Genomic DNA, 20109 nt, shown 5'->3' on the forward strand with positions numbered 1-20109 from the left:
AACCCCGCTGGTTGAGCCTGTCGAAACCCAAGAACGGCCCCGCTTTCGAAATGAAGCGGGGCCGTTCTGTTGGTTGAGCCCGAACGAACACTTAAGCCCCGCGCGAGAACTAACGTCACACAACGCGACGGCATCCAAATCCGGATAAGCAACGGCCTACCCTTGTCAGGTGACTTTGCCTAAGATCCGCACCGCCGCCGCGAGCTCGCTCGCCGCCGCAGGTCTCCTGTTTGCTCTTGCTGGCTGTTCCACGCCGGCCGCCACCCAGCCAACTGCCTCTGCACCGGCTTCCCCGGCAACGTCTTCATCCAGCGCCGCCTCCGAGCCCTGCGCCGGTGTGAGGGTCATCGTCGATTCGGGCGCCCTGAAGCAGGACGCCGCCGACACGTCCGTTTGCGTGGCCGTGGACGCGCCGACTCTCGCATCCAAGGTGCTCGACGAAGCAAAGGTGAAAACCGAGGGCACTACCCAGTACCCCACCGAACTCGTGTGCCGTGTTAACGGTGTGCCCGCCGCAGACCTCGAAATCAAGCACAAGGGCGGCACCTACAAGGAAGCATGCAGCGGCATGCCGGCCGCCTTTGCCTACTGGGCGCTCTGGGTCAAGCCGGCCACGGGTGCCTGGGCCTACGCGCAGGAAGGCCTCGCTACCCTTAAGGTCAGCCCGGGACAGAGCCTGGAACTGCTCTACACGGTCGACGGCGCACCGGCCGCACCCGCGGCATGACCTTTCGACCCGCGCCGTTACGCGCAGCGGCGGTTCTCGCCGTCGTATTCATCGCGGCGCGGGTCATCTACCGCATCCTTTTCAACGGGGCGGGCATTGGTGACACGGTGCTGCTCAACACACCGGCGATCCCGTTGCCTGCCCCGTACGCGCATGTGGTCATCCTCGGCCCGGTAACGGCAGCAGGCCTGTGGCAGGCGGTCCTGTCGGCCCTGCCGATTGCCGGGATGATCCTCGGTTTCGGCATCCTCAACGCCTGGGTGGACGTGGCCCGCGGCTTCGTGCACCTGGCCCGCCGCGGCCCCATGCAGGGCATGGCCCGGATGCTTGTGGTGGCGTGGGCGGCGCTCCCGGCACTCGCCGACGCCGTGGGCTCCGTGCGCCTGGCTTTCCGATTGCGGGGCGAACGCTTCGGACCCCGCGCCCTTGTTCCCGTGCTCGAGCGCACCCTCGAGCACGCCAGCCGGGTTGCCGCGGCCCTTGAGCTGCGAGGCTTCGGGAGCCGGGCACCACACCAACCCGGCCGCGGCGATGACGCACCGCTGCTCGTCCGGGACGCACAATTCCGGGTTGGCGACGCGCAGGTGCGCGTCGCCGGGTTCGCACCACCCAGCGGGTCCATGACGGTCATTACCGGGCCGACTGGTTCCGGCAAGTCCACGGTCCTGCGGGGTATCGCGGGCCTCCTCTCCCACGTTGACGGCGGAGAAATTTCCGGCACCGTGCGAGTCGGCGGAACGGACCGTGCCACCACGCCGCCGCGCGATACTGCCCACCTCATCGGCGTCGTATTGCAGAATCCCCGTGCCGCCTTCGCCACCACCCTGGTCCGGGATGAAATTGGCCTCGCGCTTGAGCTGGGCGGCGTGGCATCCGGGACCGCCAGGGCCCGGGTGCTGGCGGTCTCGGAGAGTATCGGGGTGTCGGCGCTGCTGGACCGGAATGTCAGCACCCTCTCTGCCGGTGAGGCAACGCTCGTGGCCATCGCCGCCGCGGTGGTGGAGCAACCGGCCCTGCTCCTGGTTGATGAGCCCCTGGCCGACCTTGACACCGCAGCACGCGGACACGTCATCGCCGTGCTCAATGGCCTTGCCCGCGAAGCGGATGTCTGCGTTATCGTGGCGGAGCACCGGGCGGAACCGCTCGTGCCCGTTGCCGACTCGTGGTGGACCATCGACGACGGCGCCCTGGTGCCCGGTGTTGCGCCGTCGCAGACATCGCCCGCTGCCGTTGCCGGTCCGACGCCGGCGCATCCGGGTGCGCGCGTGCCCGTGCTGGCCGCCACTAACGTCGCGGTGAACCGCCAGGGCACGCTGCTCGTGCGCGACGCCTCCTTCACCCTGCACCGCGGTGAAGTGGTGGCCCTGGTGGGGCCGAACGGTGCCGGGAAGTCGTCCCTCCTGGTGGCGCTCGCCCTCGGCGAAGGCCCGCTCGGTGAAGGCACTGGCGGTGGAAGAACGGTCGCCGGCGGTACGGTCGACGGCGGCCGCGTCGCCCTTGTCCCGGACGCCTCGGACGATCTCTTCACCCGGGATACCGTCGCCGGAGAGCTCCGCGCCGCCGAGCGGCGCCTGGCGCGCGCTTCGCGTAAAGCGGGCCGGGGCAGTGGCCCGCTTCCCGCACGCTCAGCGGAGTCACACCTTGCCCGGTTGCGGGGAGACGTCAGCATTCCCATTGGCCACGAGCATCCCCGGGACGTCTCTGCCGGCGAGCGCAGGATCCTTGCCATCGCCCTTCAGACCATGGATGACCCGCAGGTGCTCCTGATCGATGAGCCCACGCGCGGACTCGATCCTGCGGCGCGCGCGGCAGTTTCCGCCGCGCTGCGGGCAGCAGCGGACGCCGGTGCTGCGGTCCTGATTGCCACCCACGACCTCGGTTTTGCCCACGGCCTCGGCGCCCGGATCCTCCCGATGCGCGACGGCGTCGCGCCCGCTTCCGTGTCAGAAGCCACCCCGGCCAGTGCGGACACAGCCGATGCGGCAACGGCGCAGCACATCGTAGGGCCACGGTTCGCTGACCGGCGGACAGACATTCCAGCTGCCAAAAAATCCCGCCGCATCCGGATGCCGCGAGGCGTCGAGCTCGCTGCTCTCGCCGGTGCAAACCTTGTGGCCCTCGCTGCGTTCTGCTGGCCGCTGCTCGCAGCGGCCCTCCCGGAGGATGCCGCCGCGGCCCTCCCCTACGCGGCGCTGGCCATGGCACCGCTCGCCGTCGTCGCCATCGTGGTGTCCCTCGACGGCTCGGTCAGCTCCGCTCATACGGTGGCGTTGCTCGGTGTCCTGGCCGCCGTCGGTTCGGCAGTGCGGGTGGCCAGCACCGGCGTCGGGGGCGTGGAGGCAGTCTTCATCCTGCTGATCCTGGCTGGCCGGGCCTTCGGTGCCCGCTTCGGAATGCTCCTCGGCGCCGCCACCATCGCCGTCTCCAGCGCCTTGTGGAGCGGCATCGGGCCTTGGACACCGTTCCAAATATTTGCCTGTGCGTGGGTGGGCGCGGGGGCCGGCCTGCTCCCCCGCCGGGTGCAGGGCCGGGCCGAACTGTGGATGCTGTGCGGCTACGGCGTTGTCGCGTCCTACCTGTTCGGCCTGCTGACCAACCTGTGGTTCTGGCCCTTCGCTGTCGGTGCCGGCACCGGCATCTCCTACGTGGCCGGCGCCCCGCTGGGCACCAATCTCTCCAGCTTCCTGCTCTACTCGCTGTTGACGTCGACGGCGGGCTGGGACACTTTGCGGGCCGTCACCACGATCATCGGAATCGCCGTGGTGGGGCGGGCCATTCTCGCCGCCCTCCGGCGGGTCAAGCCGGTCTCCAGCCCGGGCGGACGCGCCGCCCGGGCTCAGCCCATTCAGGACAGGGAACGGCACCAACTCACACCTTGAAGTACTTCGCCTCCGGGTGGTGGAACACGAACGCGTCGGTGGACTGTTCGGGGTGCAGCATCAGCTCATCACTGAGGATCACGCCCATCCGCTCGGGACGCAGCAGCTCCGTCACCTTGCGGCGGTCCTCCATATCAGGGCACGCGGGGTATCCGAGCGAGAACCGCGCACCGCGGTAATCGAGCTTGAAGTACCCTGCCTTGTCCTTCGGCTCCTCGGCCGCGAAGCCCAGCTCGGAGCGGATGCGCGCGTGCCAGAATTCCGCCAGCGCCTCGGTGAGCTGCATGACCAGGCCGTTGAGCTCGTAGTAGTCGCGGTAGTGGTTCCCGGCGAACAGCTCGGAAGTCACCTCTTCGATCTTCGAGCCGGCGGTGACCAGCTGGATCGGCAGGACGTCGATCTGCCCCGATTCGCGCGAGCGCACGAAGTCGGCGAGGCAGAGGTGCCGGTCCCGGCGCTGGCGCGGGAAGTCGAAACGCAACCGATCGGTGCCGATCGGGCCGCCTGAGCCGCCGTCGGGGGCGAGCAGCCCCGCGGTGCCAAGGACGCCGTCGTGATCCTCCCCGTGGTGCAGCACCACCACCTGTTCCCCCTCGGAGACCACCGGGAAATAGCCGTATGCGACGGACGCATCAAGCATTCCCTCGGCGAGGATGCGGTCCAGCCAGTACCGCAGCCGCGGCCGGCCCTCGCGTTCCACCAGTTCCTCGTAGGAGTCGCCGTCATCGCCGCGGCCGGGCTTGAGTCCCCACTGCCCCATGAAGGTGGCGCGCTCGTCGAGCAACGCCGCGTAGTCGTGGAGTGCCACGCCGCGCACAATGCGCGTGCCCCAGAACGGCGGCGAGGGCACAGGGTTGTCGGCGGCCACGTCGGAGCGGCCGGGCATGGCCTCCGGTTCGGTCACCGTGAGCTTCGCGCCGCCTTTATGGATCCGCTTCTTCAGCGGCGGAAGGCCGACGGCGTCCGGCGCGGCGCCGCGGGCCACCTGCACCAGCGGTTCCATGAGTGCCAGGCCCTCGAAGGCGTCCTTGGCGTACCTGACGGTTCCCTCAAACTGTTCCGCCAGGTCCTGCTCCACGTAGGCGCGGGTCAGGGCTGCGCCGCCGAGGATGATGGGCCACTTCTTCGCGAGCCCACGGGACTGCAGTTCCGCGAGGTTCTCCTTCATCACCACGGTGGATTTCACGAGCAGGCCGGACATGCCGATCACGTCGGCGTCGTGCTCTTCGGCCGCGGCGATGATGTCGGCGATCGGCTGCTTGATGCCGATGTTGATCACCTTGTAGCCGTTGTTGGTGAGGATGATGTCCACCAGGTTCTTGCCGATGTCGTGCACATCGCCGCGCACGGTGGCGATCACCATGGTGCCCTTGCCCGAGGCGTCCGACTTCTCCATGTGCGGCTCGAGCAGCGCCACCGCGTTCTTCATCACCTCGGCCGACTGGAGCACGAACGGCAGCTGCATCTCGCCGGCGCCGAAGCGCTCACCAACAACCTTCATGCCCTCGAGCAGCTGGTCGTTGATGATGCCGAGCGGGGTCATGCCTTCGCTGCGCGCCAGGTCGAGGTCCTCTTCGAGGCCCTTGCCCTCGCCGTCGATGATGCGCCGCTGCAGGCGTTCGCCGGTGGGAAGCGCCGCGAGTTCCGCCGCGCGCTGGTCCTTGAGCGCTGCCGAGTCGACGCCGGCGTAGAGGTCCAGGATGCGTGCCAGGGGGTCGTAGGTGACGTTGCCGTCGGCATCATATTCGCGGCGGTCCCAGACGAGGTCCAGCGCCACCTGGCGCTGCTCCTCCGGCAGGGAAGCGAGCGGCACGATCTTGGCGGCGTCGATAATGCCGCTGGACAGGCCCGCCTGCACGGCCTCGTGCAGGAACACCGAATTCAGGACGATGCGCGCTGCCGGGTTCAGGCCGAAGGAGACGTTCGAGACGCCGAGGGTGGTGTGGATGCCGGGGTACTTCGCGGTGATCTGGCGGATGGCCTCGATCGTTTCGATGGCGTCGCGCCGGGTCTCCTCCTGGCCGGTGGCGATGGGGAAGGTCAGTGCGTCGACGATGATGTCTTCCACGCGCATTCCCCATTCGCCCACCAGGGAGTCGATGAGGCGGGATGCGATCGCCACCTTGCCTTCGGTGGTGCGGGCCTGGCCGTGCTCGTCGATGGTCAGGGCGATCACGGCGGTGCCGTGTTCCTTCACGAGCGGCATGATGCGCGCGAAACGGCTGTCCGGGCCGTCGCCGTCCTCATAGTTGACGGAGTTGACCACCGGGCGCCCGCCGATGTGTTCGAGACCGGCCTGCAGCACGGGCGGTTCGGTGGAGTCGATGACGAGCGGGAGGGTGGAGGCCGACGCGAAACGCGAGACGACCTCCTTGATGTCAGCTACGCCGTCGCGCCCCACGTAGTCAATGCAGACGTCGAGCAGGTGCGCGCCGACGCGGACCTGCTCGCGTGCAATATCGACGCAGTCGTCCCAACGTTCTTCGAGCATCGCCTGGCGGAACGCCTTCGAACCGTTCGCGTTGGTGCGCTCACCAATAGCGAGGTACGAGGACTCCTGGTCGAACGGCACGTGGTGGTAAAGGGAGGCGATGCCCGCTTCGCGTTCGGTGGGGACGCGGGCGCCGTCGGTGCCCCTCCCGCCGCCGGTGACGGCGGCGCTGGCGCGGAAGGGCGCAAGGCGTTCGACGACGGCGGCCATGTGTTCCGGCGTCGTGCCGCAGCATCCGCCCACGAGACCCAGGCCGAACTCCCGCACGAACTGCTCGTGCGCGGTGGCGAGTTCGCTGGGTGACAACGGATAGTGCGCGCCGTTGGCGCCAAGCACCGGGAGGCCGGCGTTGGGCATGCAGGCGATGGCCACGGAGGACTGCTTGGAGAGGTGGCGCAGGTGCTCGCTCATCTCGTCCGGCCCGGTGGCGCAGTTCAGGCCGATGGCGTCGACGCCGAGCGGCTCGAGTGCGGTCAGCGCCGCGCCGATTTCGGATCCCATCAGCATGGTTCCGGTGGTCTCGACGGTCACCTCGACGAAGATGGGGAGCCGGACGCCGCGGGAAACGATCGCCTGCTTGCAGCCGTTGACCGCGGCTTTGGTCTGCAGGAGGTCCTGGCTGGTCTCAATCAGGAAGGCGTCCGCTCCGCCGTCGATGAGGCCCTCGGCCTGCAGGGCGAAGGTCTGCTTGAGGTAGTCGTAGCTGGTGTGCCCGAGGCTGGGGAGCTTGGTGCCCGGCCCCATCGACCCCAGGACCCACCGCATCCGTTCGTCTGTTTTTTCTGCCGCCTCTGCGCGCTCACGGGCGATCTCCGCACCCTTGCGGGCGAGCTCTTCAATCCGGTCGTCGATGCCATAGTCCGAGAGGTTGGACCAGTTGGCGCCGAAGGTGTTGGTTTCGACCGCGTCGATGCCTGTAGCGAAGTACGCGTCGTGGATGTCCGCGAGGACGTCCGGGCGCGTGTCGTTGAGGATCTCGTTGCAGCCTTCCAGGCCCAGGAAGTCCTTCTCGAGCGAGAGGTCCCGCCCCTGCAGCATGGTTCCCATCGCACCATCGGCAATGACGACCCGATGGTTCACTGCATCCAGCAGTGCTTGGGCGCGAACAGGGCGGGGAACGGACTCAATATCAAGCGCGAAACGAGGCATGTGACCAGATTACGGCCGGGGCCGAAACATTGCGCCGTGTTTCCATGGGCTACGACGGCGGGCTGGGGCTTCGGGGCAGGGGTCCGGAGCAGCGCTCTCCCACCAGCCTCTAGGGCGTAGGCCGTGCCGCTCGTTGCGGGTCGTGCCCATTTTCGGCCGGAGTCCAGCCCAGGACGGGACCCAATTTGCCTGCGATGTCGGTAAGGATCTGGACGTAATCCTCGTGGTCAAAGCTGAAGGGCAGTGCGAACACCGCTTCGTCAACTTCCTGGAATCCTGCATGTGCGTACAGTTGCTCGGCGATTTCTTCGCTGGTACCGACGAGGTCCGGGGCGAACAGCATGCCCTTTGGCCCTTGGGGCGCCCGTGTGCGGGGAGTGCGTTCATCGACGTACCGCTGGTACTTCTCCCGCTGGCTGGGCGATGCCGAGTCGGTCGGGATCACCACCAGGCCCTGCGATACCCGGGCTGGTCCACGGGCTTGTGCCGTTGCGGCGGCCTCACGGAAGGCACGAATCTGCGATTGCTGAATCTGGGCAAAGTCCGGTTCCTGATCCTTTTCGGGGAACACGACGCTGCTGGAGAGCAAGTTGAAATTGTTTGCCCCGGCCCAGACGGCGGACTTCCTGCTGGCCGCTCCATACCAAAGGCGAGCCCGAAGCCCGGGAGAGTGCGGCTCGACGCGGTTGGAGAATTCCTCGACCACACCTTGCCTGCCAGAAAACTCCCGCACCGTTTCCCCTGCGATCAGGCGGCCAAGCCGATCCACGCGGGCGTAGCTGAAGTCCTCCAGCTCGGCGGAATCCGGGTACAGCTCGTGCTTCACGGTGTCGTAGTGCATCGGTTCCCCCACGCTCAGCCCCGGATTGATTCGTCCCCCGGCGAGGAGATCCACGGTGGCCAGATCCTCGGCCAGGCGCAATGGGTTTTCCCAGCCCAACGGGGTCACAGCGGTTCCAAGCTCGATCCGGGAGGTGCGCTGGCTCGCGGCGGCCATCATCGCAATCGGGGAGGAGATTCCGAACTGCAGATGGCGGTGGCGCAGCCACGCGCTGTCGAAACCGAGCCGCTCGCCAAGTTCCATGATCTGCAACGTGGATTGGTGTCCCGCAGCCGGATCCGCCGGATCGAACAGGCCAATGGTGAGGAATCCAAGTTTGCGCAAGGGACGTGTGGCGTCGGGCATGGGCTTCCTTCAGGATTGGGGGTGCGGCTCCTTCTCAGAGTATGCGCCCGGACCTGGCGGTTCTTCTGACAATGACGGGAGGTTAACCGTTGTCGGTGGGATCCGCCGATGACATGGCCAGCCCGGCAGGCTTGTCGGAATCACGGTTATCGGCGAGCCTGCTCGATGATTTTGAGGACTGCAACAGCGTCGCTGGGATCAACAGGCGGTGCACCCCCGGTTTGTAAGGCATGCGCCAGCTGCGCATAGAACCGGGGATAGTCACCCCGGCGGGTCGGCTCATCCCGAAAAGATCCGGCCACACCTACTTTCCCCCAACTTTCCGGAGGTTCAATGCCGTATTCAGGATCGGTGGGGAGCATTCCCTCCCTCAGCGCCTTTTCCTGTCCGTCAAGTCCCCATTTCGTGTAGGCGGCCTGGGAGCCCAGGACGTGGAAGCGGGGACCTAGCCGGGCAGCGTGTCCATTCATCCACAGGCGGGACCGCGTTCCGGACCGGTGCAGTAGCGAGAGGAAGGCATCCTGGTCTGCATCGGACTGATCGGGATCGCCGTGACGGGCGGTTTCCCCGTAGACTTCGGCGATCGGACCAAACAATTGGATGGCTTGGTCGACTAAGTGGGCGCCGAGGTCGTGAAGTATCCCTCCGCCCTCAGCTAGCAGGGCTGTGTCGCGCCAGTTCCGGAACCCCTCCGGCATCCACCACTCGAAGCGGGATTCAAATGTGCGGACTTTGCCAAGCTTTCCTTCGCGAATCAGCTGCTTGAGGGTAAGGAAATCACCATCCCATCGGCGGTTCTGGAACACGGTCAGGCACCGGCCGGCGTCAGTCGCCGCGGCAATAAGCTCTTCACCATCTTCCGAGCACGGGACGAACGGTTTGTCGACAACGACGTGCAGACCACGTTCGAGGGCTGCCTTGGCAAGTTGTTTGTGGTTGAGGGGAGGTGTGCCGATGACGACCACATCCAGGGCCAGCTCCCCTTCATCAACCCGGGTAAAGAGTTGCTCAGGGGTGGGAATGATCCGGGCATGCGGATAACTTGCCCGGGCAGCATCAGTCCTTCCTGGGTCCGAAGTGACGATGGCTTCCAGAACATAAGAATCGTTTGCCTGAATGAGCGGGGCGTGGAAGACACGGCCGGATATTCCGAAGCCGATAATGGCGGCTCGCAGTGAAGGCTTGTCGCTTCCTCTTACTTCTTTCGGATCTGATTTGTCGTCTTCGCCGGTCAGCGCTGGCTGGCGGATCATTGAGCATCCTCTTCGGTCGGATGGTGAGCACATTTGAGTAATCTGTCCGGGATGATTGGCGCCAAAGCCTCCGGCGAGGGGCCCGCTACAGCTGAGCGTTCGGGCAGAATTGGCCGGGGCCCACGAGACACGTGATCCCCGGCCAATTCCCCCACGTTAGGCCGTGTAGCCGGACGGCGGCGTGAGAACACCGCGCTCGATGAGTTTCTCGATATTGGCGGCTCGGGTTGAGTCTTCCCGGGCCAGCCAGTCCTCACCGGGAGGTGCGTCGAGGTACTGGTTCTTCGGGTAGATCGGGTTGTCGTAAATAACCCGGTACTGCTCGGTGCGCAGGTCCTTGAACTGGTTGTACAGGCCGTTCGACACCCGAGCCCGGCGGAGCGCTTCGATGTCGATCGTGGTGCAGACGAACGAGTCACCCGACGTCCAGCCCTGCTGCTTGGTGAGGATCTGGCCCCGCGGTCCGACGATCATGGACTGGCCGCCGAACAGGTCCTGCATGCTCCCGTCGTCACGGACCTCGGGCCCCAGGTTCGGAGCGACGACGTACGCCGAGTTGAACATGGCGTGGGCCCGGTTCTGCAGTTCCCACATGCCGTTCTGCACGGCCGGCTCGATCAGGGTGCCCCGGATAATGATCTCGGCGCCGTTCATCGCGAGCCCACGCGGCACCTCGGGGTAGACACCCTCGTGGCAGATGGCGTACCCGATGTTGCCGATCTCGGTCTTAGCCACAGGGAAAATGGCGTCCATTGCATTGCCATTGCCCTTCTTTTCAATCCACTCGTCCCACACGTCGTGCGGGTTCATGTTGCCAAGCATGCCGCCCTCGTAGGCATCACTGGTGGCCTTGTAGCGCTTGTAGATAATTTCGCCCTGCGGATCGATGATAAAGGCGACATTGAAGTGGCGGTCCGGGAAGTCCTCATCCTTCACCATGTACAGTTCGGCAGAGATGTAGGTGTTGAGTTCCACGGCCTTCTTTGCCAGCTCGTCCGTCTCCGGCCCGGGAATTGTCACGGCAAAGTGACGCTCCTTTTCGCGGTTGCCTGGCGTGTTGGCGATCATGCCCTGGATTGCCATTTCGGGCAGGACAACCAGCTTGACCGGAGAGCCCTCCCAGGCCCCGACCATGACTGCCGTGTCGATGAATTCGTTGATGCGCTTGACGTTGGCAACGCCGTCGCCGGGATTCTTCACATTGATTGTCCGCGGCGAGACTGCCACGACGACAAATGGATCGACCATTGTTTTTTCTCTCTTTTCTCTTCTTCGAGTACCTGAGTTAGCGCTAACTCAAGGTATTCCGGTTAGGTAGGGAATTGCAAGACTTGGGGTCACTGCTTTTCAGAAATAGGGCAGGAGCCCTTGTTGTCCCAGAGCCGGGAGTTCAGCCCTGGGTATGGGTGTAGGCAGGCGCGGGTGGTGTCAGCGCCGGCTTCGCGGCGGCGCTGTGGTGTCGCGGAGCATGAGGAACGGTTCCAGCAGGGGGATGTCCCCCTCCGCCTCCTCTTTGATCATGGCGAGGATGCGGCCTACGGCGATGTGACCAATGGCTTCGAAGTCCAACTTCACCGTGGTCAGTGCGGGCCGGAAGAAGGGTGCTTCCTTGACGTCGTCGAATCCCACAACACTGACGTCGCCCGGCACGTTGCGCCCGGCGTCGTCCATGGCCTTGATCACGCCGAGCGCGAAGGGGTCGTTGGCGGCAAAGACCGCCGTGACATCCTTCCTTGCGGCGAGTTCACGTCCCACGCGGTATCCCTCAGCGGCCGACCAATCGGTCGTTGCAAGCGGCGTCGGAACGACGCGTCCGGCCGCGCCCAGTTCCGCCGCCCATCCTTGGACCCGGGCGGATGTTGCCATCCAGCCCGGAGGGCCTTGAACATGCCACACCGTTTCATGCCCGAGGTCCAGCAAGTGGCGCACCACCATCCGGGCCCCCCGCACTTCGTCAACGGAAACGCTTGTGGGGCTCGGGTGCGATCCCTGCTGGAAGGTCACCACGGGGACACCGATGTCGAGGTCCTCGAGCACCGTGATCGCATCCAACAGGGGCGCGAGCACGATGACGCCGTCAACCGTATCCGAATTGATGGATTCGAAGGCTGCCCGGATGTCCCGCCGTTCGAGACTGGCCAACGTGACTAAACGCGTAGCGTAGCCATGTTGCCGGGCTTCTTCCGAAATACCGTACAGGGCCACCGTTGGGCCCAGGACCGACAGTTCGAAGCTGACAACACCGATCGTCATGGTCCGGTTGCTGGCGAGCGCCGCGGCTGCGGGATTTCGGCGGTACCGGAGTTGCGCTATTGCGTGCTCCACGCGTTGGCGGATATCCGGATCCACATTGGTCGCTCCCCTGACAACCCGTGACACCGTCTGCTGGGACACCCCGGCGAGCCGGGCAACGTCGGACATCCGGGGAGCCTTTGACCTGGAGGCCAGCCGCTCCCCGCGCCCATTGGTGTTTCGGGCATCTGAAGGCGCGGGACTCGTGGACACCACTCCATTATCCCCGGCTACCCTCGAGGAGCCCCGGAACGCGCCGGTGGTCGGCGCGCCAGCTGTCACGGACGCCGGTACCGCAGGACTTCGGGATGCTGGTCGTACGGCCACTCGGCCCCCTCCACCATGTACTTGCGGGTGGTGTAGCTGCCGTCCATGGTTGAGGCGAGCGACGGAGGTCCGTCGAAGCCGATAACACCCCAGCCGACGCGGTTCTCGTTGCCTCCGTACACCGGGTCGCCGTAAAACCCCTGACGGGTATTTAGCACCAGCAGCGGGAAGAACTCCAGGAAGTCCTCGTTGACCGGCTGGTTTCCTGCCGGTGCGCCCCCAAGACCAACCTCGGAGTGCTCCAATGAAAAAGCATGTGGCTTCGTTGCGCCCGAAAGCGTCTCGAGCACCGCGTCCTGGTCCTCTGCCGGAAGTTCGAGGAACTCGACGTCGGCACGCTCTTTCGCCAGCCGGTCCAACTCCACGACGCCCTCGCGGTAAAACTCCCGGCGCTGCTTGATGCGCTCCTGCCACGCGGCCTCGTCGCGGCCCTCCATCCGGAGGAACCCGTTGCCGTCCGCGGCCGGGAAGATGAACTGCGTTCCCGCGAGCATCCGGTCAATGAAGCGCACGACCTTGGCCTCACGCGCGCCCGGGTGGTGGTCGGTGGGGATGACCCGGGCCGTTGCGGCCTCGATCGTATTCCACTCGTGCTCGGTGAAGAATACCGGCCCGTCGACGTCCCGGGTTGAGATGGGTACCGTAGCCCATTCCGCCTGTCCCATGTGAGATCTGTCCTTTCGTGTGTGAGGTGCGAATCAGTTTTCGGACCAGCCGTGGCGGTCGACCTGGAGGATGCGGTCAGAGCACCGCCAGGCGTTCGCCATGATCGTCAGGGCCGGGTTGATACCGGTCGCGGTCGGGAAGAAGCTCGCGTCGAAAACGTAGAGGTTTGGTACCTCGTGCGAGCGGCACCAGCGGTCGACGACGGACGTTGCCGGGTCGTTGCCCATGCGGGCGGTGCCCAGTTCGTGCGAGGTGTTGCCCGTGATCCGCTCCATGTTGACCGGAATGACCTTCTTAGCCCCGGCAGCCTCGAGGATTTCCCCGTTCTTGGCGACCTGCCAGCGCTCCTGGGCAAAGTCGTTGGAGTGGGGCGTATGGGTAATGCGGGCCACCGGCAGACCCCACGCGTCCTTGACGTTCGGGTCAAGGTCGACGCGGTTGTCCTCAACCGGCAAATCATGCAGCAGGACACCGATCTTCATGCTGTGGTTGAAGAAGTCGCGGTCAGCGTCCTTCGCCGCCTGGCCCCAGGTCGGCCTGCCGGGGAAGCTCCAGTTCACCGGGTGGCCGATCATTGACGGGAAGATCAGCGACCCCAGAATGTGGCCCCGGCTCTCGTCTGTTTCGTAGAAGTCGAAGGAACACAGGCTCATGTAGTGGCCCGCCCACCCGTACAGGGGATCGCTGACCTCACGGTCGAACAAGCCGACCGAGAAGGAGTACTGGTGGAAGGTCGCGTTCTTTCCGACCATGCCGTTGCCGTTGCCGAGGCCGTCCGGGAAGAGCCCTGACTTCGACATGAGCAGCAGGCGCGGGGTCTCGATGCCGCCGCCACAGACGATCACGGCCTTCGCATGCTGGACGAATTCGTCGCCGTCCTCGTCCTGGTAGCGGACACCGGTGGCGCGGCCGTCCTTGCCGACGAGTATCTCGCTGACGTAGGAGTCGGGGCGGAGGTCGTAGCGCCCAGTCGCAACCGCGTCCGGGATGAAGCTGATCAGCGTCGATGACTTGCCGCTGCCCGGATCGGGGTACTGCTGCCAGAAGCCGTTTTCACTGAAGGGCTGCCGCCCCCGGTAGGGTTCGGTCACCATGCCCTGCGGCATGGGGAACGTGCCGTGGCCGAGCTTGGACATCGCGGTGGCGAAGGTTCGCCCGATCTGGCTCAGCGGTGACGGCTTGGTCGGGTAGCCGCGGCTGCGCCACGCTTCCCACTTGTTGGCCCCCGCCAGGCCCGACGTGCCGAACTCCCACTCGACGCGCGTGTAGTACGGCTCCAGCTCGTCATAGGAGATAGGCCAGTCGACCAGGCTCGCGCCCGGAACATCGCCGTGCAGGCTGCGCAGCTTGAAATCGCTCTCGGCCATGCGCGGAACCATGCCACCCCAGTGGGTGGTGCCTCCGCCCACCACCTGCGGCGTGGCGGAGAAGTTGGTGATTTCCGCCTCGACCTTGTCGTTGGGGCGGTAGGTCCGCGGCTTGACCTTCGGGTCCTGCCAGATGAAATTCCGGTTGAGGAACTTCAGCTCGTCTCCCGAGGCGTGCTCGGGCTTCAGCCATGGCCCCCGCTCCAGGCCCACCACCTTTAGGCCAGCCTCGGACAGCACCTTTGCCGCGGTGGCCCCGCCGGCGCCTGCGCCGACGATGACGACATCCACCGGCTCAGGCTGCTTCTTCCTGGTCATTATTTTGGTTTCCTTTCGTAAATTCCTGCTTCGCGCCCCGGCGGTCAGACCGTCACGGTTTCAATGCCGTTCCGGCCGGCGCTTGCAAGGGGCAGGAGCTGGTCCCAGAGTTCCTGGGGGATGTCGTGGTTGAGCAGGCCGAGGGTCTCCTCGACGCGGGTCGGGCGGGACATTCCAACGATGGTGGAAGCCACGCGCTCGTCGCGCACGGAGAATTGCAGGGCAGCTGCGGCGAGTGGGACGCCGTGCTGCCCGCACAGCGCTTCCATGCGCAGGACCCGGTCGATCGTCGCCTGGTCGACAGGTGCGTAGCAGTATCGCGGGACGGCCCGTGGTCCCTTGACGAGCATCCCGCCGCCGAAGGGGGCGGCGTTGACGAATGCGACTCCGCGGCGGGCTGCGTCTTCCAGGAGGGGCTCGGCGGTCTGTTCGACGAGGGTGTAGCGGTTGTGGCTGATGACGGCGTCGAACGCGTCTGTGGCGAGGTACTGCAGCTCCAAGTCGATCGGGCCTCCGGCGACGCCCAGGTACTGGATAACACCCTGGTCCCGGAGATCGATGAGGGCTTCGAGGGGGCCTCCCTTGGCTACTCCCTCCTCGAACGAGATCTTCTCCGGGTCGTGCAGGTAAACGAGCTGGAGCTTGTCGAGGCCGAGGCGCTCGAGGCTTTCCTCGACGGACCGGCGGACGCGGTCTCCGGAGAAGTCGGTGCTGCCGGGAACCGGGTCGACCTTCGTCGCGACGACGTATCCGTCGGGGATGCCGCCGCGCTCGGCGATCGCCCGGCCAATCCGCTCTTCACTGGCCCCTCCGCCGTACTCGTTGGAGGTGTCGATGAAGGTGAAGGGCCCGTCGAAGACGCGGTGGATGGTGGCGACGGCTGTGTCTTCATCGACTTCATAACCGTACTGGGCGGGAAAGCTGCCGAGCGCGCTCGTGCCGACGCAGATATCGGAGACAGTCAGATCGGTGCGGCCAAAGGGACGAATAGACATGTATTCCTGCTTTCTGAAGCTGAATGAGTTGATGATGGGTGGGCGGTCAGGCGGCCTGGGTTCTAAGCAGCCTGGGTTCGCCGGAAATGTTTGGAGAAGAATCCAGAGATCCTCTGGACGCCGCCTGCGCTGGAGAGGAAGACGGCGAGGATGATTACTGCTCCCTTGATGACCAGCTGCGGTTCGGAGGAGATCCCGACGAGGTTCATGATGTTGATGATGGTCGTCAGGATGAACACGCCGATTACCGCGTTCAGGGGATCGCCCTTGCCGCCCATGAGGGAGGCCCCGCCCACGACGACGGCTGCGATGGCGTCGAGTTCGTAACCTACGCCGATAAGCGAGCTTCCCTGCCGTAGCTGGGCCGCGGCGACAAGGCCTGCCAGGCCCGCGAGCACGCCGGAGATGGTGTAGGTGATGATCAGGTTCCGGGCGACCGGCAGGCCCGAAAGCCTTGAGGCTTCGGGGTTGCCGCCGATCGCGTAGAGGGAGCGGCCGAACGTCGTGTACTTGGCCACGAGTGCCGCGACGACCGCAACGATGATGAAGATCAGGACGGGGTTGCGGATGCCGAGGAAGCTGCCGCGGGAGAAGGCCTGAATGAGCCCCTGGTCGCGGATCTCGATCAGGCTTGTTGACTGGATGATGTAGCTGAAGCCCTTAACAGCGCTCATCATGGCGAGCGTGGCGATGAACGGGGGGATGTTCAACCAGACGACGAGGATGCCGTTGATCAGTCCGGCGAGAGCGCAACAGGCCAGCACGAACATGACGGACGCGCCGGCGGGCATTCCGGCCTGCAAGGTCAGTGCCGTAAGTACCGTCGACATGGCCAGGATCGATCCTACGGAGAGGTCGATGCCGCCCGTCAGGATGACGAAGTATTGGCCGATCGCCAGCACGACGACGATCGACGCGGCCGTGATCACGTTTTCAGCGTTGCGGAACGTCAGGAAGTCGTCGGAGACGTAATAGCCCACCGCGATGATTGCGAGGAGCACGAAGATAAGGTAGCTCTTTGGCAGGGCGCGGAGGGCGCTGCCCCGCAGGCGGGAGCCGACGCTGGCGGATGGGGTTGGGGAGGGGGTGCCACTTGTTGGAGGCAGGGGCGACAGGGTCCGGGACATGGTTGTTCTCCTGAATAGAAACTGATCGAGGGGGCCCTCAGGCGAAGCGCTCAAGGATGGCGTTGCCGGCAGGGTCGATGTCGTCATGGTCGAGTTCGGCGACGACTTGGCCGCGCGCCATTACGAGGACGCGGTCGCACATCATCGCCTCGGTGATCTCCGAGCTCGCCACCACGACGGTTCCTCCGGCCTGTGCGAACTCGCGGATGAGCTCGTACATGTCTTCCTTCGCCCCGACGTCCACGCCGCGGGTTGGTTCGTCGCACACGAGGATGCGTGACTGGCGGACAAGCCAGCGTGCCAGGATGGCCTTCTGCTGGGTTCCGCCGCTCAGCGTCTTGAGCGGCTGGTTCACCCCGGAGACCTTCATGCCGAGCCGGGCCACCATCTCCCCGGCCACGCCGCGGTCCCGCCGCGACTGGATCACGCTCAGCCGGCTGAATTGCGGCAGGCTGGCCAAAGTGATGTTGCCGGCGACGCCCATGTCCGGGATGAAGCCCGCGGCTTTGCGGTCCTGCGGCAGCAGCCCGACCCCGCGCCGGATCGCGTCGCGGGGGGCACGGAAGTCCACTGCTTTCCCGTCGACGCGGATCTCGCCCGAGGTCCGCCGCCGCGCACCCGCGATGAGGCCAGCCAGTTCTGACTGGCCGCTGCCGATGAGCCCCGAGATACCGAGGACCTCGCCTTCATGCAGTTCGAATGACACCTTGTCCACGTACCCCTGCTCGGAGAGGTCGCGGGCGGAGAGGATGACGCTCTCCCGGGGGCCGGCGCCGAGGCTGGGCGAGCGTTCCCCGCGGAGGGCTGCGTCGGCAATGGACCCTTCGAGGCTTTTCCCGACCATTGCCGTGACGACGTCGGCGGCCTTGGAGTCTGCCGTCTTCAGATCCGCGGCGTTCACGCCATCGCGCAGCACGGTCACGGCGTCGCAAAGCGAGAAGAGCTCGTCCATGCGGTGTGAGATGTACAGCAGCGTCACGCCCTGTTCGGACAGCGACCGGAGGACGGTGAACAGCCGCTCAACATCGGGCAGGGGCAACGTGGACGTGGGTTCGTCCAGGAGCAGGACCCGGGCGTCCTTGTGCAAGGCCTTGGCCAGCTCCACGGCCTGCTGCTCCGCTGTGGAGTAACTTGCTACGGGACGGCGGACATCCAGATGGAAGCCGACGCGGTCGAGCGCGGTCCGGGCCTCGGCCTGCATGCGCTGCCAGTCGACAGAGGCCCCCGCCCGCCGGGGCAACTGGCCGAGGAAGATGTTCTCGGCCACCGAGAGTGACGGCACGAGCGACAGCTCCTGGTAAATCGTGTGGATCCCGGCGCGCTGGGCATCCATCGGGTCACGGAACCGCTGAAGCTCGCCACCGAGGCGGATGGTTCCGCCGTCCGGGGATTCCGCGCCGGAGAGGATCTTCACGAGCGTCGACTTGCCCGCGCCGTTCTGCCCGGCGAGTGCGTGAATGGATCCGCGGCTGACGCTGAAGCTGACGCCCTTCAGGGCCTGAACGCCAGGATAGGACTTGGTGACGCCGTCGAGCCGCAGCTCCGCAGCGCCGTCGTGGGTGTCTCGTGCCGTCTCCACCGCTGCGGTGGAAGGCGAGACCGGGTTATGGGCGAGCATCATGCTCCTTATATAGGGCTCTGGGTGGAACGGCCGACCACGGGGCAGCGCCGGGCAGGGGCTCAGTCTTTAGCGCGGACGTAGGTGTCCGTGGGGACGTAGTACTCAGGCGCTTCGGCGGGCGTAATCACCGTCGTGTCGATGTAGTTCGTCTTGTCCGGGCACTGGGACTGGTCGCCGTTGAAGGCGGCAAGTGCCATCCGCACTGCGGCGACTCCCTGGTCCCATGGCTGGTTGGATGCGTCGGCCTGCAACGGGCCCTTCGGGTCGTCCACCATTTCCTTGATGGCTCCCATGCCGCCGTCATAGCTGGCCATGATGATCCCATCACCCCAAAGACCGGCCTGCTGCAGGCCCTGGACAATGCCGCCGTGCATGACGTCGCTCATGCTGTAGATGACCTTGAGGTCCGGGTTGGCGGTCGCGACGTCACGGATCGGGGCGAGCGCCTTATCGGGCTTCCACTCCCCGTACTTCGTATCGAGCTTCACGGTGGTGACGCCCGGGTGCTTTTCCATGACGCGGTTCCACCCCGTCATGAAACCGTTGAATCGGAGGTCGCTTAGCACGTCTCCCGGGAAGCCGCCGATGCCGACAAGCTTAATCTGGCCCTTGTCGCCGTACTTCTCGAGTGCCTTCTGAGCAGCGGTTTCGCCCGCGAGTGAGCCCGTGTGCACCTGATCCTCCGCAACGTAGCAGAACATGTCCGGGACCAGGGACTTGTCCAGGCTTGAGTTGACGGTGACGACTGGTATGCCCGCATCCTTCAGCGCCTGAACCGAGGGTCCGACGCCAAGTGGGTCGTTCGGGTTCATGACCACGACGTCCACGCCCTTCGTGATGAGGGTCTGCACGTCAGCGTTCTGCCGCACGGTGTCACCATTGGCATCCAGCAACTCGAGGCGCGCCCCGATCTTGCCCGCCTCGGCCTGGCCGCCCTCAACGAGCGTCTTCCACCAGTCACTGCCGCTGATGCCGCGCTGGCTCCAGCCGATGACCAGCCCTTTGCCGCTTGCCTTCTCCCCAGCATCGTCCGCGGCAGCGCCGCCCTTACAGCCCGCCAGCCCAAGCATGGCGACCGTCAGCACAGAGGCGCACAGAGCCGCCCTGCCAAGTCTTTTGTTCCGACGAATTCCAGTTGTAGTTCTCTGCATGAACAACACTCCCTCGTGTTCGTGACCACCCCATCTTGGGGCTACGTGAGCCAACTTACACTCTGAGTTAGCGCACTATCAAGAGGTGGAGCAAAATCCATTGAATTTCTATCTTGGGCTGGAATTTCCGCGTGATACCGCGCAAAATAAGGGGACACGGTGCGGCAGCTCACGGCCAGGCGCATAGTAAGGGTGCTGATTTATCGCTAACTCAGTCAACATTTCTCTCGCGAGTGCCATCAATCGCCTCGCGGCAAACTAGGTAGGACAGATGTGCTCGGATCTTGACGGGAACCGACTCCTGCAGCGAGGTCGACTGGATCGTGTATCGATGGTGGATGTAGCGGCGCTGGCGGGAGTCTCGACCCAGACTGTGTCCCGGGTCGCGAACGGGAGCGCTGACGTGCGCGCCACCACCAGGCGGCACGTGATTGCGGCGATGAACGAGCTGGGGTACCGGCCCAACAGTGCGGCACGGGCACTGAGGCGGGGCAGCTTCCGCACCATCGGGGTGATCACGTTCTCGCTGTCCTCGCTGGGGAACATGCGCACACTGGAGG

Annotated in this window: 14 protein-coding genes; 3 read left to right on the plus strand and 11 right to left on the minus strand. The window is 65.4% G+C overall.

Translation table 11 applies throughout. The annotated features are described in order from the left end of the window. Window positions 1-169 precede the first annotated feature (169 nt). Together ARGLB_RS01805 and ARGLB_RS01810 are read left to right on the plus strand one after the other, a co-directional pair. The gene (locus tag ARGLB_RS01805; protein WP_003798227.1) at window positions 170-727 is read left to right on the plus strand and encodes a hypothetical protein; all 558 of its coding nucleotides are present in this window, start codon (window positions 170-172) and stop codon (window positions 725-727) included. Then, a complete protein-coding gene (locus ARGLB_RS01810) occupies window positions 724-3606 on the plus strand; it encodes an ATP-binding cassette domain-containing protein (protein WP_003798232.1) in 2883 nt (960 codons plus the stop codon). Before ARGLB_RS01805 ends, ARGLB_RS01810 begins: the two co-directional genes overlap by 4 nt. On the opposite strand, the gene metH is transcribed toward ARGLB_RS01810, so the two are convergent. The 11 genes from metH to ARGLB_RS01865 form a co-directional block, all read right to left on the minus strand. Further along, complete coding sequence (metH, locus tag ARGLB_RS01815) at window positions 3596-7246, minus strand: methionine synthase (protein ID WP_043417675.1); 3651 nt, start codon at window positions 7244-7246, stop codon at window positions 3596-3598. The genes ARGLB_RS01810 and metH overlap by 11 nt on opposite strands. 109 nt (window positions 7247-7355) lie before the next feature. Then, window positions 7356-8432, minus strand: coding sequence for an LLM class flavin-dependent oxidoreductase (locus tag ARGLB_RS01820; protein ID WP_003798236.1), 1077 nt, complete (start codon window positions 8430-8432; stop codon window positions 7356-7358). Between the two features lie 146 nt (window positions 8433-8578). Beyond that, complete coding sequence (locus ARGLB_RS01825) at window positions 8579-9685, minus strand: Gfo/Idh/MocA family protein (RefSeq protein ID WP_003798237.1); 1107 nt, start codon at window positions 9683-9685, stop codon at window positions 8579-8581. A 156-nt stretch (window positions 9686-9841) separates the two neighbouring features. Then, the gene (locus ARGLB_RS01830; protein WP_003798239.1) at window positions 9842-10933 is read right to left on the minus strand and encodes a nitrilase-related carbon-nitrogen hydrolase; all 1092 of its coding nucleotides are present in this window, start codon (window positions 10931-10933) and stop codon (window positions 9842-9844) included. Window positions 10934-11113: 180 nt separating this feature from the next. Continuing rightward, a complete protein-coding gene (locus tag ARGLB_RS01835) occupies window positions 11114-12106 on the minus strand; it encodes a LacI family DNA-binding transcriptional regulator (protein WP_003798241.1) in 993 nt (330 codons plus the stop codon). A gap of 149 nt (window positions 12107-12255) precedes the next feature. Further along, window positions 12256-12969 carry a gluconate 2-dehydrogenase subunit 3 family protein gene (locus ARGLB_RS01840; RefSeq protein ID WP_003798245.1) on the minus strand — a complete coding sequence of 238 codons (714 nt, stop codon included), beginning with the start codon at window positions 12967-12969 and terminating at the stop codon, window positions 12256-12258. Window positions 12970-13002: 33 nt separating this feature from the next. Beyond that, on the minus strand, window positions 13003-14655 hold the full coding sequence (locus ARGLB_RS01845) for a GMC family oxidoreductase (RefSeq protein WP_003798247.1): 1653 nt from the start codon (window positions 14653-14655) through the stop codon (window positions 13003-13005). Window positions 14656-14699: 44 nt separating this feature from the next. Further along, complete coding sequence (locus ARGLB_RS01850; protein WP_003798249.1) at window positions 14700-15650, minus strand: aldo/keto reductase; 951 nt, start codon at window positions 15648-15650, stop codon at window positions 14700-14702. 62 nt (window positions 15651-15712) lie between these two features. After that, window positions 15713-16777, minus strand: a complete 1065-nt coding sequence (locus tag ARGLB_RS01855; RefSeq protein WP_003798251.1) for an ABC transporter permease — start codon at window positions 16775-16777, stop codon at window positions 15713-15715. A 37-nt stretch (window positions 16778-16814) separates the two neighbouring features. Further along, the gene (locus tag ARGLB_RS01860) at window positions 16815-18398 is read right to left on the minus strand and encodes a sugar ABC transporter ATP-binding protein (RefSeq protein WP_245531450.1); all 1584 of its coding nucleotides are present in this window, start codon (window positions 18396-18398) and stop codon (window positions 16815-16817) included. 59 nt (window positions 18399-18457) lie between these two features. After that, window positions 18458-19549 (minus strand): sugar ABC transporter substrate-binding protein, encoded by a 1092-nt coding sequence (locus tag ARGLB_RS01865; protein ID WP_043417676.1) that lies wholly within the window; start codon window positions 19547-19549, stop codon window positions 18458-18460. 331 nt (window positions 19550-19880) lie between these two features. Between ARGLB_RS01865 and ARGLB_RS01870 the strand changes: the two genes are divergently transcribed. Beyond that, window positions 19881-20109: LacI family DNA-binding transcriptional regulator (locus ARGLB_RS01870; protein WP_043417679.1), on the plus strand; the 229-nt coding region annotated here is incomplete at its 3' end.

It is taken from the genome of Arthrobacter globiformis NBRC 12137 (genome assembly GCF_000238915.1).
Classification (GTDB): domain Bacteria; phylum Actinomycetota; class Actinomycetes; order Actinomycetales; family Micrococcaceae; genus Arthrobacter; species Arthrobacter globiformis.